Source organism: Streptomyces sp. NPDC021749 (genome assembly GCF_040640655.1).
Lineage (GTDB): Bacteria > Actinomycetota > Actinomycetes > Streptomycetales > Streptomycetaceae > Streptomyces.
In genome coordinates, this window is record NZ_JBFACE010000019.1 from 51,360 (window position 1) to 66,785 (window position 15,426).

At 73.0% G+C, this 15,426-nt stretch carries 9 protein-coding genes; 8 read left to right on the forward strand and 1 reads right to left on the reverse strand.

The window, feature by feature from the left end; translation table 11 throughout:
* Positions 1-95: 95 nt before the first annotated feature.
* The 3 genes from AB0G35_RS20220 (at position 96) to hflX (ending at position 5,721) form a co-directional block, all read left to right on the forward strand.
* Positions 96-2,300 (forward strand): HD domain-containing protein, encoded by a 2,205-nt coding sequence (locus tag AB0G35_RS20220; protein WP_360950884.1) that lies wholly within the window; start codon positions 96-98, stop codon positions 2,298-2,300.
* A gap of 150 nt (positions 2,301-2,450) precedes the next feature.
* Entirely contained in the window at positions 2,451-4,088 is a 1,638-nt protein-coding gene (locus AB0G35_RS20225; protein ID WP_360950887.1) for a M1 family metallopeptidase, read from the forward strand.
* A gap of 145 nt (positions 4,089-4,233) precedes the next feature.
* On the forward strand, positions 4,234-5,721 hold the full coding sequence (hflX, locus tag AB0G35_RS20230; RefSeq protein WP_360950890.1) for a GTPase HflX: 1,488 nt from the start codon (positions 4,234-4,236) through the stop codon (positions 5,719-5,721).
* A gap of 115 nt (positions 5,722-5,836) precedes the next feature.
* On the opposite strand, the gene AB0G35_RS20235 is transcribed toward hflX, so the two are convergent.
* Positions 5,837-7,024, reverse strand: a complete 1,188-nt coding sequence (locus AB0G35_RS20235) for a hypothetical protein (RefSeq protein ID WP_360950893.1) — start codon at positions 7,022-7,024, stop codon at positions 5,837-5,839.
* Positions 7,025-7,302: 278 nt separating this feature from the next.
* On the opposite strand from AB0G35_RS20235, the gene AB0G35_RS20240 reads away from it, so the two are divergent.
* The 5 genes from AB0G35_RS20240 (at position 7,303) to AB0G35_RS20260 (ending at position 15,409) form a co-directional block, all read left to right on the forward strand.
* On the forward strand, positions 7,303-8,697 hold the full coding sequence (locus AB0G35_RS20240) for a diaminobutyrate--2-oxoglutarate transaminase family protein (protein ID WP_360951092.1): 1,395 nt from the start codon (positions 7,303-7,305) through the stop codon (positions 8,695-8,697).
* Positions 8,694-10,718: an IucA/IucC family protein gene (locus AB0G35_RS20245; protein ID WP_360950896.1), complete on the forward strand. Its 2,025-nt coding sequence runs from the start codon at positions 8,694-8,696 to the stop codon at positions 10,716-10,718. The genes AB0G35_RS20240 and AB0G35_RS20245 overlap by 4 nt, the downstream gene beginning before the upstream one ends.
* Before the next feature lie 105 nt (positions 10,719-10,823).
* A complete protein-coding gene (locus AB0G35_RS20250; protein WP_360950899.1) occupies positions 10,824-11,513 on the forward strand; it encodes a GNAT family N-acetyltransferase in 690 nt (229 codons plus the stop codon).
* Positions 11,514-11,618: 105 nt separating this feature from the next.
* The gene (locus AB0G35_RS20255) at positions 11,619-13,385 is read left to right on the forward strand and encodes an IucA/IucC family siderophore biosynthesis protein (RefSeq protein ID WP_360950902.1); all 1,767 of its coding nucleotides are present in this window, start codon (positions 11,619-11,621) and stop codon (positions 13,383-13,385) included.
* Between the two features lie 41 nt (positions 13,386-13,426).
* Positions 13,427-15,409, forward strand: coding sequence for an ATP-dependent DNA helicase (locus tag AB0G35_RS20260; protein WP_360950905.1), 1,983 nt, complete (start codon positions 13,427-13,429; stop codon positions 15,407-15,409).
* The last annotated feature ends 17 nt before the right edge of the window (positions 15,410-15,426 follow it).

A 15,426-nucleotide genomic window follows, 5' to 3' on the forward strand; every position in this document is an offset into this window, starting at 1 on the left:
ACAGCGCTGCGTGATGGGCTCGATAGCATCAAGCACCGGCCCGGGGCGCCGGAACTGACGCGTCCCACCGCCGGTCGACGCTGCCGGAGGTGCCCATGAGCGCAGAGGCCACGAACCCTGGTAACCCTGGAGCAGCGGGCCGCAGGCGTGGCCGCCGCCGACTGGAGCTCAGAGGGCTGCGCCGTATCGGCCGCGCCGCACTGCTCGGCCCGGCCCCCCGTGACGGCCTCCCGCACGCCCTGGAGCACGTCGCCAAGGTGCACCGCCGCCACCACCCCGACGCCGACCTGGACACCCTCACCCGGGCCTATCTGCTCGCCGAGTCCTCGCACCGCGGCCAGCTGCGCAAAAGCGGCGAGCCGTACATCACCCACCCGTTGGCCGTGACCCTGATCCTCGCCGAACTGGGCGCGGAGACCACCACGTTGACCGCGTCGCTGCTCCACGACACCGTCGAGGACACCGATCTGACGCTGGATCAGGTCAAGGAGCGGTTCGGCGCCGAGGTCTGCTACCTCGTCGACGGCGTCACCAAGCTGGAGAAGGTCGACTACGGCGCCGCGGCCGAGCCGGAGACCTTCCGCAAGATGCTGGTGGCGACCGGCAACGACGTCCGGGTGATGTCCATCAAGCTCGCCGACCGGCTGCACAACATGCGCACCCTCGGCGTGATGCGGCCCGAGAAACAGGCCCGGATCGCCAAGGTGACCCGCGACGTGCTGATCCCGCTGGCCGAACGCCTCGGCGTCCAGGCACTGAAGGCCGAGCTGGAGGACCTGGTCTTCGCGATCCTGCACCCCGAGGAGTACGCCACCACACAGGCCCTCGTCCTGGAGTACGCCGGCCGGCCCGACCCGCTCGCCGACATCGCGGAGCGGGTGCGCACGGTCCTGGCCGAGGCCGGCATCGACGCCGAAGTCCTCGTCCGGCCACGGCACTTGGTCTCCGTGCACCGCGTGCGGCTGGTCCGCCGCGAGCTGACCGGCGCCGACCTGGGGCGGCTGCTGGTGCTGGTGGCCGAGGACGCCGACTGCTACGCCGTCCTCGGGGAGCTGCACACCTGCTTCACGCCGGTGGTCTCGGAGTTCAAGGACTTCATCGCGACGCCGAAGTTCAACCTCTACCAGTCGCTGCACACCGCCGTCACCGGCCCCTCCGGTGAGATCGCCGAGACGCTGATCCGCACCCACCAGATGCACCGGGTCGCCGAGGCCGGGGTGATCGCCCTCGGCAACCCGTACGCCCCCACGGACGGGTCCGACGCCCCCGAGGGCGAGCGGGCCGACCCGACCCGCCCCGGGTGGCTCTCCCGCCTGCTGGAGTGGCAGCGCACCACCCCCGACCCGGACACCTTCTGGACCTCGCTGCGCGACGATCTCGCCCAGGACCGGGAGATCACCGTCTTCTGCGCGGACGCGCCCTCGGACGGGTCGGACGCCACGGACGGGGCGGCCGGCGCGGCCATCGGCCTGCCCGCCGGAGCGAGTTGTGTGGACGCGGCGTACGAGCGGCACGGCGAGCGGGCGCACTGCTGTATCGGCGCGCGCGTCAACGGCCGGCTCGCCACCCTCGCCACCGTCCTGCACGACGGCGACAGCCTGCAGCTCCTGATGGCCCCGGACCCCGCCGCCGGCCCCTCGCCCGAATGGCTCGACCACGCCCGTACACCCGCCGCGCGGCTCGCCATCGCCCGCTGGTTGTCCGGCCCGCAGGAGCCCGCCGTGGGCCCGCAGGGCCCCGCCGAGACCCCCTCCGGGCCGCCGCCCGCCGGCCGGCCCGCCCCGGACGGCGAGCGCCCCGCCATGGCCCGCGCCACGCCCGGTTCGGTCCTCGCGGTCGCGGACCTGCCCGGCGCCGCGGTCCGGCTGGCCGGCTGCTGCACACCGGTACCGCCGGACACCGTCACCGGCTTCGCCGTACGGGGCGGCGCGGTCACCGTGCACCGCGCCCTGTGCCCCGTCGTGGCCCGTATGGCGGCCACCGGGCGACAGCCGGTCGCAGTGCGCTGGCGGGGCGCGGGACAAGGCACCCACGGTTGCCGGGTCACCCTCCTGGCCGAGGCCTTCAGCCGGCCGCACCTCCTCGCCGACCTCACCGAGGTGATCGCCTCCCAGGGCGCCGCCGTGGTGTCCGCCGCCGTCGAACCCCCGCACGAACAACGCGTGCGCCATACGTACACGCTGCACCTGCCGAACGCCGCCGGGCTGCCGTCCCTGATGCGCGCGATGCGGCAAGTGCCCGGTGTCTTCGACGTGTTGCGCGCCGGGCGGGTCCGGCAGACCGCGGCGATGCGTCCCTGAGCCGTACCGGCCATGGCGGTGACGGACCGTCGGACGGCTGCGGGCCGTCCGGAGGACGTGCTCCGGGACAGGTGCGCGGGGCGCCGCCCGTTCGGGTGCCGTTTGACGGCTCGCCCGCGGCGGAGGCGGCCGCGTTGGTAGCCGTAGTTCATGTCCCTTCCCTCACGCCGACCGTCCCGCGACCCCGACCGCACCGCCCTCGCGCCGCTCCGTGCCCGAACCGGCCGGCTCCGGAGCTCCGGCCGCCGGGCCGCCGCGCTCGGGCTGGCAGCCGTCGCCACCCTCGGGGTGGCCGAGCCGAAGCCACTCGGGGCGCAGGGCCTGGGCGACCGGCTCTTCCCCATGCTCGGCAACACCGGCTACGACGTCACGTCCTACGACGTCTCCCTGGACTACTCCGGCCACAACGACCGGCCGATGAACGCCACCACGGAGATCACCGCGCAGGCCACCACCGAGCTCGACCGGCTCAACCTCGACTTCGCCCGCGGCACGGTGCGCTCCGTGAAGGTCGGAGGGCTGCCCGCCCGGTACGAGCAGCACGGCGAGGACCTGGTGGTCATCCCGCCGTCCCACATCGCCCGGGGACAGCAGGTCAAGATCTCCGTCCAGCACACCAGCGACCCCCGCGGCAAGACCGACGGCGGCTGGCTCCGCACCACCGACGGACTGGCGATGGCCAACCAGGCGGACGCCGCCCACCGCGTCTTCCCCTGCAACGACCATCCCTCCGACAAGGCGTTCTTCACCTTCCGCATCACCGCCCCCCAGCAGCTGACCGCGGTCGCCAACGGCCTGCCCCTGGGGCCGGGCGGCACCCGAGCGGCACGCCGTACCTGGACCTACCGGACCGCCCACCCCATGGCCACCGAACTCGCACAGGTCTCCATCGGGAAGTCCAGCGTGCTGTTCAAACACGGACCGCACGGCCTGCCGATCCGCGACGTCGTCCCGACCGCGCACCGCGCGGCGCTCGGCAAATGGCTGGCCAAGACGCCGGAGCAGGTCGCCTGGATGGAGCGCAAGGTCGGCCCCTACCCCTTCGAGGCGTACGGGGTGCTGATCGCCAACGCCCACACCGGCTTCGAGCTGGAGACCCAGACCCTCTCACTCTTCGAGAAGGACCTGTTCACGGCCGAGCACCTGCCTGCCTGGTACGTGGAGTCCGTGATGGTGCACGAACTGGCACACCAGTGGTTCGGCGACAGCGTCAGCCCGCGCCGCTGGTCCGACGTCTGGCTCAACGAGGCCCACGCCACCTGGTACGAGGCGCTCTACGCCGAGGAGAAGGGCGACTTCCGGGCAGACCTGGAGACCCGGATGCACCGGGCGTACCAGCAGTCCGACGGGTGGCGGGCCGAGGGCGGGCCGCCCGCCGCGCCCAAGGTCCCCAGCCCCGGACAGAAGATCAGCATCTTCCGCCCCGTCGTCTACGACGGCAGCGCCCTGGTCCTCTACGCCCTGCGCCAGAAGATCGGCCCGGCCGCCTTCGACCGGCTCGAACGCGAATGGGTGGCCCACCACAAGGACGACGTGGCCGACACCGCCGACTTCACCGCGCTGGCCTCCAAGATCTCCGGGGAGAACCTCACCGGCTTCTTCCAGCAGTGGCTCTACGGTGCCCACACCCCGCCCATGCCCGGCCACCCGAACTGGCGGCCCGGCGGGGCCGGCGATTTCGGCAAGCCGGCGAAGCCGGGGCAGCCCCCGAAGGGCGGACAGCCCGGCAGAACCGGACGGCCGGTAAAGCTCGCCGCGAAACCCACGCCGCCCGGAAAACCCGCGTGACGGCCCTCCCGGGCCGTGCGACCATCATCGGGTCGGCGCCGGCAGCCCGGGAATCTCCGGGGCGTGTCGTACGTTGACACCTACGACAGTCCCCGGTGGGACCCCCGGGTCCCCATGAGGGCTTCCCAACGACGCAAAGGATCAAATGACCTCCTCTTCTTCCCTTCCGCAGGACCGGCAGCGCCTCCCCGAGAGCCTTCGGGCCGACGCCCTGATGGAAGAGGACGTCGCCTGGAGCCACGAGATCGACGGGGAGCGTGACGGCGACCAGTACGACCGCTCGGACCGTGCGGCACTGCGCCGTGTGGCGGGCCTTTCCACCGAGCTTGAGGACATCACCGAGGTCGAGTACCGCCAGCTCCGCCTGGAGCGCGTGGTGCTCGTCGGTGTCTGGACCTCCGGGACGGTGCAGGACGCGGAGAACTCCCTCGCCGAGCTCGCCGCGCTGGCCGAGACCGCCGGCGCGATGGTGCTCGACGGCGTCATCCAGCGCCGCGACAAGCCCGACCCGGCCACGTACATCGGTTCGGGCAAGGCGATGGAGCTGCGCGACATCGTGCTCGAATCCGGGGCCGACACCGTGGTGTGTGACGGTGAGCTCTCCCCGGGCCAGCTGATCCACCTGGAGGACGTCGTCAAGGTCAAGGTGGTCGACCGGACCGCCCTGATCCTCGACATCTTCGCCCAGCACGCCAAGTCCCGGGAGGGCAAGGCACAGGTCTCGCTGGCGCAGATGCAGTACATGCTCCCCAGGCTGCGCGGCTGGGGCCAGTCGCTGTCCCGGCAGATGGGTGGCGGTGGCTCCGGTTCCGCGGGCGGCGGTATGGCCACCCGTGGCCCCGGTGAGACCAAGATCGAGACGGACCGGCGGCGGATCCGCGAGCGGATGGCGAAGCTGCGCCGGGAGATCGCGGAGATGAAGACCGGCCGGGACGTCAAGCGCCAGGAACGCCGGCGCCACAAGGTCCCCTCGGTCGCCATCGCCGGCTACACCAACGCCGGCAAGTCCTCGCTGCTCAACCGCCTCACCGGGGCCGGCGTGCTGGTGGAGAACGCCCTGTTCGCCACCCTGGACCCGACCGTCCGGCGGGCCGAGACGCCCAGCGGACGGCTCTACACCCTCGCCGACACCGTCGGCTTCGTCCGGCACCTTCCGCACCACCTCGTCGAGGCGTTCCGCTCCACGATGGAGGAGGTCGGTGACTCCGACCTGATCCTGCACGTGGTCGACGGCTCGCACCCGGTGCCGGAGGAGCAGCTGGCCGCCGTCCGCGAGGTGATCCGGGACGTCGGTGCCACGGACGTGCCCGAGATCGTGGTGGTCAACAAGGCCGATGCGGCCGACCCGCTGGTCCTCCAGCGGCTGCTGCGCCGGGAGAAGCACGCGATCGCGGTCTCTGCCCGTACGGGCCAGGGCATCGCGGAGCTGCTGACCATGCTCGACGACGAGCTGCCCCGGCCGCGGGTCGAGATCGAGGTGCTGGTGCCCTACACCCAGGGCGCCCTGGTCTCGCGGGCGCACGCCGAGGGCGAGGTCCTCTCCGAGGAGCACACCGCCGAGGGCACGGTCCTCAAGGCGCGGGTGCACGAGGAGCTGGCCGCCGAGTTCCGCCCGTTCGTGCCGGCGGCGTAAGGGCCCGCACGTACGGACCGCAGATGCGGAAGGCCCGCTCCGGGAGACCGGAGCGGGCCTTCGCCGTAGTGGCGGCCCGGTGGGGCGGTGCCGGGCACCGCCCCACCTCAGCGCGTTACTGCTTGTTCGCCCACTTCTTGCTCATGTTGTCGAAGATGGACTTGGCCTCCGGGCCCAGGTGCGGGCCGGCCGACCAGCGGGCCGGGCGCGGACCCATCGACATGTTGGACACCAGCACCGGCTTGCCGTCGGCACCCTTGATGAACCAGGGGCCACCGGAGGAGCCACCGGTCATCGTGCAGCCGATCCGGTACATGGTCGGCTTGTTGGCGTCCATCGACAGCCGGGTCGGCTTGTCGGTGCAGCTCTGCTGCGCGGCACCGTCGAACGGCGGCTCGGCCGGGTAGCCCTGCGCGGTCAGGCTGGGGATCTTGGCCATCGCCGGGGCGTTGAAGTCGACCTGGTACGCGCCGCCGGCCATCTCCTCCAGCGACTTGCCGCCGGTGCTCTCCTCCGGCTTCACATGCATCAGCGCGAAGTCGTACGGGGCCATCGGTACGCCCGGAACGGCGCCGCCGTCCTTGATCCACTCGCTGGACGTCGCCATGTCGTCCGCCCACCACTTGCCCGCCGGGACGCGCTCCTCGAAGGGCTTGTTCTTCAACTCGCCGGCGGTGCCACCGGTCTTGTTGAAGTTCGGCACGAACATCATGTTGCGGTACCAGCCGCCGTTCTTGCCGGCGTGCACACAGTGCGCCGCGGTCCACACCAGGTTGGACTTACCGGGGTGCGCCGGGTCCTTGACGACCGTGGCGGAGCACCGCGACTCGCCCTCGGGGGTGCTGAACAGCAGCAGACCCACGCCGGGAGCGGTGGTGGTGTACGGGGTCTTGACGGGCTGAGCGGGGACGGCGGCCGGCTCAGGGTCCGTCTTGCCCTGGTCCTCGGAGATGTCCTCGGGCTTGCTGGGGTCCTTGGGCGGCTTGACCTTCTCGATCTTGTCCGGGTTCCAGAAGTTCTTGATGATCGGGTTGATGAACTCCCCGGCCTCCCGGAGCCACTTGTCCCGGTCCCAGTTCTTCCACTCGCCGTTCTTCCACTTGTCCAGGTCGAAGCCGTGCTCCTTGAGCTTGTCCTGGATGTCCTTGGGGATCTTGATCGCACCCCCGCCCGTGGTGTCCGCCGCGGACTGACTGGGCTTGGCATCCGCGTTGTCGCTGTCCGGCCCACAGCCGGTGGCGGTCAGCGCCACTACGGCGGTGAGGGCGGCGGCGGCCAGGACGGGCCGTCGTATGGGTCGCATGGGTGGGATCCCCCTGATGAATCGAATGGTGTGGCTTTGAGCGGAGTCGCGCTGGTCCGGGAACTTGTCATGAACCCCAAGATCCGAGCGCAAGACCCCACTATGCCGGTGACCATGGTGACGGCGGTACTCGGGTCCCCGGTTCCAGCCCTTCAAGGATCTTGATCCGGGCCGTGATCCGGCGTCGCCGCCGTCGTTGGTACGTACGGGGGACGGCCGGGCTGCCCGCCGGCCCGCTCGGTATGCAGCAGCTCACCAAGCAGGAGGACACAACTGCCGTGGCGTTGACCGAAACCGTGCCGGCGGCCGCGCCGCCGGCCCACGAGGGGATCCTGCGCCGGCAGTCCCTGCGTGAGTCCGCAGCCCGTACGTACGCGCGCTCGCTGCCCATCGTCCCGGTGCGCGCCCGCGGTCTGACCATCGAGGGCGCCGACGGCCGGCGCTACCTCGACTGTCTCTCCGGCGCCGGCACCCTTGCCCTCGGCCACAACCACCCGGTCGTGCTGGAGGCGATCCGCACCGTCCTCGACTCGGGCGCCCCGCTGCACGTCCTCGACCTGGCCACCCCCGTCAAGGACGCCTTCACCACCGAGCTGTTCGCCACACTGCCCAGGGAGTTGGCCGAAAAGGGCCGGATCCAGTTCTGCGGCCCGGCCGGTACGGACGCCGTCGAGGCGGCCTTCAAACTCGTCCGCACCGCCACCGGCCGGGACGGCCTGATGGCCTTCTCCGGCGCCTACCACGGCATGACCGCCGAAGCGCTCGCCGCGTCCGGGGGAGCGCAGCGCACCAGCGTGGCCCGGCTGCCCTACCCCTACGACTACCGCTGCCCGTTCGGGACGGGCGGCGAGCGCGGTGCCGAACTCGCCGCCCGCTGGACCGAGAGCCTGCTCGACGACGCCAAGAGCGGGGTACCCCGGCCGGCCGGGATGATCCTGGAACCCGTCCAGGGCGAGGGCGGCGTGATCCCCGCCCCGGACGGCTGGCTGCGCCGGATGCGCGAGCTCACCGCGGCCCGGCAGATCCCGCTGATCGTGGACGAGGTCCAGACCGGCGTCGGCCGCACCGGCACCTTCTGGGCGATCGAGCACAGCGGCATCGTCCCCGACGTGCTGGTCCTGTCGAAGGCGATCGGTGGCAGCCTGCCGCTGGCCGTGATCGTCTACCGCGAGGAACTCGACGCCTGGCAGCCCGGCGCGCACGCCGGCACCTTCCGCGGCAACCAGCTCGCCATGGCGGCGGGCCGCGCCACCCTCGCCCACGTCCGCGCCAACGGCCTCGCCGAACGCGCCGGGGAACTCGGCGCCCGGATGCTCGGCCGACTCCGCGCCCTGGCCGGTGCCCACGACTGCATCGGCGACGTCCGCGGCCGCGGGCTGATGCTCGGCCTCGAACTCGTCGACCCCGGCGCCGGCCCCGACCCCGGCGGCGCCCGCCCCGCCGCCCCGCACCTCGCCGCCGCCGTCCAGCAGGCCTGCCTGGACCGCGGCCTGATCGTCGAGCTGGGCGGCCGGCACTCCGCCGTCGTCCGGCTGCTGCCACCCCTGACCATCACCGACGAACAGGCGGACGCGATCCTCGACCGCCTCGCCGACGCCATCACGGCGGCGGTCCGTACCGACCCCGGGCCGACGGGCTCGTCCCCCACGACACTGCGAGGCACCACCCCATGAACGAACGCCCCGGCCCCGACGGCACCCCGCCCGCCGAGCGCCTCCCCGACCGGCACCCCGGCGCCGGCACCGTCGAGTCCGTTCCCCGCCAGCAGCGGCGCGCCCCGGAGGACGCCTGCCACCAGCAGACCCACGAGGGCCCCGACCGGGCAGCCGGCCCGTTCACCGCGCCCGCCCCCTACGACCGCGTCCCCGGCGAGCACGACCCGCTCGACCACCCCGACCCGGCGGTCGCCGCGAACGCCGCGGGCGTCGAGCACCTGCTGCGCTGCTGGCTGCGGGAGAACGGCGGCCCGCGGCCGGCCGGCGGCCGGCTCCGCCTCCCGCTGCCCGCCAGCGCCACCGCACTGCACATCCCCGTCCGCTACTGGTCGCCCACCGGCTGGCACCGCCTGGGCGCCCCCAGCCTCGAAGGCGCCCCCGCCGGGGCCGCCCCCCTGGACGCCGTCATGCTCGCCGCACTGCTGCGCCGAGAGGCCGCACACGGCGGCGACCGGCGGGCCTCGGACGGCGGCGAGCACCGCGTCGCCGACGGCGGGGAACGGACGGCCCCGGAGAGCGAGCCGACACCGGACGGCGACGGCGCCGAACTCCTCGGCAGGGTCGCCGACTCCGTCCGGAACGTGGCCGCCTTCCTCGCCGACCGCCGCGCCCGGCCCGCCGACGACCACGACGCGCTCTTCCTCGAAGCCGAACAGTCCCTGCTCTTCGGCCATCCGCTGCACCCCACGCCCAAGAGCCGGGAAGGGCTCAGCGACGCCGAGACCCGGGCCTATTCGCCCGAACTGCGCGGCGCCTTCCCGTTGCACTGGATCGCCGTGCACCGCTCCGCCGTCGCCGCCGACTCCGCCTGGACCGAACGCGGCAAGCCCGTCCCGGCGGAACGGCTCATCGCCCGCCTCGCCGGCGAGGGGAGGCAACTCCCCGACGGGACCGTGCCGTTGCCGCTGCACCCCTGGCAGGCCCGGGAACTCTCCGGGCACCCCGGCCTCACCGCCCTCCGTGACGCCGGACTGCTGCACGACCTGGGCCCGCACGGCCCGCTCTGGCACCCCACCTCCTCCGTCCGCACCGTCCACCGCCCCGACGCGGAGGCCATGCTCAAGCTCTCCCTCGGGCTGCGCATCACCAACTCCCGCCGGGAGAACCTCCGCAAGGAACTGGTCCGCGGGGTCGAGGTGCACCGGCTGCTGCGCACCGGACTCGGCGCGCAGTGGCAGGCCGCCCACCCCTGCTTCGACATCGTCCGCGACCCGGCCTACCTCGCCGTCGACGGCCTCGACGGCGCACCCGTCCAGGGCCTGGACGTCGTCATCCGCCACAACCCCTTCACCCGCACCGACGACGCCGTCTGCATCGCCGGTCTCACCTCGCCGCGCCCCTGGCCCGGCCACGCGGGCGTCCGCTCCCGCCTCGAAGACCTCGTCGGCACCCTCGCCGCCCGCACCGGGCGCCCCCACGGCGCGGTGGCCACGGAGTGGTTCCTGCGCTACCTCGAAGCGGTCGTCCGGCCCGTGCTGTGGCTCGACGGCACGGCCGGGGTCGTCCTGGAGGCCCACCAGCAGAACACCCTCGTGCTCCTGGACCCCGACGGCTGGCCGACCGGCGGCCGCTACCGCGACAACCAGGGCTACTACTTCCGCACCTCCCGCCGCACCGATCTCGACCGGCGGCTGCCCGGCATCGGCACCGTGAGCGACACCTTCGTCGCCGACGACGTCATCGACGAACGCTTCGCCTACTACCTCGGCATCAACAACGTCCTCGGCCTCATCGGGGCCTTCGGCGCCCAGCGCCTGGTCCGCGAGGAGATCCTGCTCGCCGCCTTCCGGCGGTTCCTCGCCGACGCCGCCGCGGCTCCCGAAGGGCACCGCTCTTTGCTCCCCGAGCAGCTGCTGGCCGCCCGCACCCTGCGCTGCAAGGCCAATCTCGCGACCCGGCTGCACGGCCTGGACGAACTCGTCGGTCCCGTCGAAACCCAGTCCGTCTACGTCACCCTGCCCAACCCGCTCGTTCCGTAGGACGCCGATCCGTCCGACCGCAGACCCCCGCCCACCGTCCCCGGCGCCGACGCCCCGCGACCCACAAGGCCACGCGGCATCCGGCCACGAGAGGAGAGCGTCGCCGTGCCATCCACCGATTCCGGCATCGACTCCAGCGCCGACCAGGCCGCCCACCACCCGCGTACGGCAGCGACCGGCGTCCGGGGCACCGGCGGCCCCGGGCGGCCGCCGGCCCCCGCCGGCCGGCTCCTCGACGACCTGGCGGGCTGGGGAGCGGCCCGCACCCCCGCCGGGCCGTTCCGGCTCGTCCCCGTCCGGCCCGACCGCGACCTGGAGCGGATCACCGCCTGGATGAACGACCCGGCCGTCTCGGCCTTCTGGGAGCTGGCCGGGCCGCCGGAGACCACCGCCGCCCACCTGCGCGGCCAGCTCGACGGGGACGGCCGGAGCGTGCCCTGCCTGGGCGTGCTCGACGGCGTCCCGATGAGCTACTGGGAGATCTACCGCGCCGACCTCGACCCGCTCGCGCGGTACTACCCGGCGCGTCCCCACGACACCGGGATCCACCTCCTCCTCGGCCGCGCCCACGACCGCGGCCGCGGCCTGGGCAGCGCCCTGCTGCGCGCCACCGCCGACCTCGTGCTCGACCGCCGCCCGGACTGCACGCGCGTCCTCGCCGAGCCCGACCTGCGCAACACAGCGTCCGTCGCGGCCTTCCTGACCGCCGGCTTCCGCTACGCCGACGAAATCGAACTCCCCGAAAAACGCGCGGCGTTGATGGTCCGCGACCGCGCCCACCGCCACCTGCTCTGACCCCGGGGCCGTCCGTCGACGGTCCCGCTCCGGTCCGCCGTCCATCGCGCCGCTCCGGTTGTCCCCCGTACGAGCCGGGGCGGTCCCGCTTCGAGGAGTCCCGCCTTGCCTCCTGAGCCACAGCCTTCGCAGCACGCCTGGCAGCACGCCGCCCGCCGGCTCTTCGCCAAGATCCTGGCGGAATTCGCGTACGAGGAAGTCCTCGCCCCCCAGCCCGACGGCACCGGCCCGGACGGCGTCCCCCGCTACCGCCTGCCGGTCTCCGACGAGCTGACCTACCACTTCCGGGCCCGCCGCGGCGCCTACGGCCACTGGCGCGTGGACCCCGACTCGATCACACCCGACACCGACCCCTTCCGCTTCCTCACCCACGCCCACGACACCGTCCTGGGCCTGTCCGGCGACACCACCGGCCACCTCATCCGGGAGCTGACCGCCACCCTGGCCGCCGACACCCGCCTCGACGCCACCGCCCTCAGCGCCGCCGACCTCGCCGACCTGGACTACGCCACCCTCGAAGGCCACCAGACCGGCCACCCCTGGCTCGTCGCCAACAAGGGCCGGCTCGGCTTCTCGGCCACCGACGCGGCCACCTGGGCCCCCGAAGCACGCACCCCCCGGCGCCTGCCCTGGATCGCCGCACACCACGGCATCGCCCATTACCGCGGTATCCCCACGCTGGCCACCCCCGATCGCCTCTACGGCGAGGAACTCACCCCCGCCACCCGGCACGCCTTCGCCCGCGCCATCACCGACGAGGGCCGGGACCCCGCCGACTACCTCTTCCTCCCCGTACACCCCTGGCAGTGGGACGAGACCGTCGCCCCGCTCTTCGCCCCGCAACTCGCGGACAGATCCATCATCGCGCTGCCCACTGACAACGACCTCCGGCTGCCGCAGCAGTCGATCCGCACCTTCCTCAATATCAGCCGCCCCGAGGCCCGTACGGTCAAACTGCCGCTGTCCATCCTTAACACCCTGGTCTGGCGCGGACTGCCCACCGAGCGCACCCTCGCCGCACCCGCGGTCACCCGCTGGGTGCACGGCCTGCGCGACGCCGACCCCTACCTCCGCGACGAGACCCGGGTGATCCTCCTCGGCGAGATCGCCTCGGTCACCGTCGAGCACCCCCTCTACGACCGGCTGCCCGGCGTCCCGTACCAGTTCAAGGAACTGCTCGGCTGCATCTGGCGGGAGCCGCTGCACGGCTGCCTCGACCCCGGTGAACGCGGCCGCACCCTGGCCTCGCTGCTGCAGACCGACCCGCAGGGCCGGGCACTGACCGCCGAGCTGGTGCACCGCTCCGGCCTGGCCCCGCGCGCCTGGCTGGCCCGCCTCTTCGCCGCGCTGCTCCCCCCGCTGCTGCACTTCCTCTACCAGTACGGCACCGTCTTCTCCCCGCACGGCGAGAACGCCATCGTGGTCTTCGACGAAAACGACGTCCCCACCCGCCTCGCGGTCAAGGACTTCGTCGACGACGTCAACACCAGCGCCCAGCCGCTGCCGGAGCACGACTCCATGCCGGAGGACGTGCGCACGGTCCTGCTCACCGAACCGCCCGCGTTCCTCACCCAGTTCATCCACTCCGGCCTGTTCGTCGGCGTCTTCCGCTACCTCGCCCCGTTGTGCGCGGACCAACTCGGCCTGCCCGAGGAGGAGTTCTGGTCACTCGTACGGGCGGAGATCCTCCGCCACCACGAGCGCTTCCCCGGCCTGAAGGATCGCTACGAGACGTTCGACCTGCTCACCCCGCGGATCGAGCGGCTGTGCCTGAACCGCAACCGTCTGCATGTGGACGGCTACCGGGACCGCCGCGAGCGCCCGCACGCCGCCGTGCACGGCACCGTCCCCAACCCCCTCCACCATCCGTGACCCGGCACGGTGTCAGTGGTCCCGCGTAGGCTTGCAGCGCTATGACGAAGCCCTCCCTCCCCGATCTGCTCCACGCCGCCGTCACCGCCGTCGGCGGCACCGAGCGCCCCGGCCAGGTGGCGATGGCCGAGGCCGTCGCCGAGGCCGTGGACGACAACTCCCACCTGCTGGTCCAGGCCGGCACCGGCACCGGAAAGTCCCTCGGCTATCTGGTGCCGGCGCTCGCGCACGGCGAGCGCGTGGTGGTCGCCACGGCCACCCTCGCGCTCCAGCGCCAGCTGGTGGAGCGCGATCTTCCGCGGACGGTCGACGCCCTGCATCCGCTGCTGCGCCGCCGCCCCGAGTTCGCCATGCTCAAGGGCCGCTCGAACTACCTCTGCCTGCACCGCCTGCACGAGGGCGCCCCGCAGGAAGAGGAGGACGGCCTCTTCGACGTCTTCGAGCAGGCCACGCCCACCAGCAAGCTCGGCAAGGACCTGCTGCGGCTGCGGGACTGGGCGGACGAGACCGAGACCGGCGACCGCGACGCCCTCACCCCCGGCGTCTCGGACCGCGCCTGGGGCCAGGTCTCGGTCTCCTCCCGGGAGTGCCTGGGCGCCTCGAAGTGCGCGTACGGCGCGGAGTGCTTCGCCGAGGCCGCCCGGGAGCGCGCCAAGCTGGCCGACGTGGTCGTCACCAACCACGCGCTGCTGGCCATCGACGCGATCGAGGGCGCCCCGGTCCTCCCGCAGCACGAGGTCCTGATCATCGACGAGGCCCATGAGCTGGTCTCCCGGGTCACCGGCGTCGCCACCGGCGAGCTCACCCCCGGCCAGGTCAACCGCGCCGTGCGCCGGGCCGCCAAGCTCGTCAACGAGAAGGCCGCCGACCAGCTCCAGACCGCCGCCGAGACCTTCGAGCGCCTGATGGAGCTGGCCCTGCCGGGCCGCCTGGAGGAGATCCCCGAGGACCTGGGCTACTGCCTGATGGCGCTGCGCGACGCGGCCCGGGAGGTGGTCTCGGCGCTCGGCTCGACCCGCGACAAATCGGTGCAGGACGAGGACGCGGTCCGCAAGCAGGCGCTCGCCTCGGTGGAGAACGTCCACGCCGTCGCCGAGCGCATCGCCAACGGCTCCGAATACGACGTGGTCTGGTACGAACGCCACGACCGTTTCGGCGCGTCCCTGCGGGTGGCGCCGCTGTCCGTTTCGGGGCTGCTGCGCGAGAAGCTCTTCGAGGACCGTTCCGTGGTCCTCACCTCCGCCACGCTCAAGCTGGGCGGCGATTTCAACGGCGTCGCGGCCTCCCTGGGGCTCTCCCCGGAGGGCACCCAGCGCGAGGACGCACCCCCGTGGAAGGGCCTCGACGTCGGCTCGCCCTTCGACTACTCGAAGCAGGGGATCCTCTACGTCGCCAAGCACCTCGCCCAGCCGGGCCGGGAGGGCAGCCGCGGCGACATGCTCGACGAGCTCGCCGAGCTGATCGAGGCCGCCGGCGGGCGCACCCTGGGCCTGTTCTCCTCCATGCGGGCCGCCCAGGCCGCCGCCGAGGAGCTGCGCGGCCGGCTGGACATGCCGATCCTCCTCCAGGGCGAGGAGACCCTCGGCGAGCTGATCCGGGCCTTCGCCGCCGACGCCCGGACCTGCCTGTTCGGCACGCTCTCCCTCTGGCAGGGCGTCGACGTACCGGGGGCGAACTGCCAGCTGGTGGTGATGGACCGGGTGCCGTTCCCGCGCCCGGACGATCCGCTGATGAGCGCCCGCCAGAAGGCCGTCGAGGAGGCCGGCGGCAACGGCTTCATGGCCGTGGCGGCCACCCATGCCGCGCTGCTGATGGCCCAGGGCGCCGGCCGGCTGGTCCGTGCCACGGGCGACCGCGGAGTGGTGGCCGTATTGGACCCACGGGTCGAGCGGGCCCGTTACGGATCGTTCCTGCGCGCCTCGATGCCCGACTTCTGGTACACCACCGACCGCAACCAGGTCCGCCGCTCCCTCGCGGCCATCGACGCCGCCGCCAAGGCGGCGGAGGAGAAGCCCGAGCAGTAGCGGGCGCACGGGTCAGG

Excerpts from the sequence above, each read along its gene's own strand:
- AB0G35_RS20225 (WP_360950887.1), top strand. The coding sequence starts at position 2,451 with ATGTCCCTTCCCTCACGCCGACCGTCCCGCGACCCCGACCGCACCGCC.
- AB0G35_RS20220 (WP_360950884.1), top strand. The coding sequence starts at position 96 with ATGAGCGCAGAGGCCACGAACCCTGGTAACCCTGGAGCAGCGGGCCGC.
- AB0G35_RS20245 (WP_360950896.1), top strand. The coding sequence starts at position 8,694 with ATGAACGAACGCCCCGGCCCCGACGGCACCCCGCCCGCCGAGCGCCTC.
- AB0G35_RS20235 (WP_360950893.1), bottom strand. The coding sequence starts at position 7,024 with ATGCGACCCATACGACGGCCCGTCCTGGCCGCCGCCGCCCTCACCGCC.
- AB0G35_RS20260 (WP_360950905.1), top strand. The coding sequence starts at position 13,427 with ATGACGAAGCCCTCCCTCCCCGATCTGCTCCACGCCGCCGTCACCGCC.
- hflX (WP_360950890.1), top strand. The coding sequence starts at position 4,234 with ATGACCTCCTCTTCTTCCCTTCCGCAGGACCGGCAGCGCCTCCCCGAG.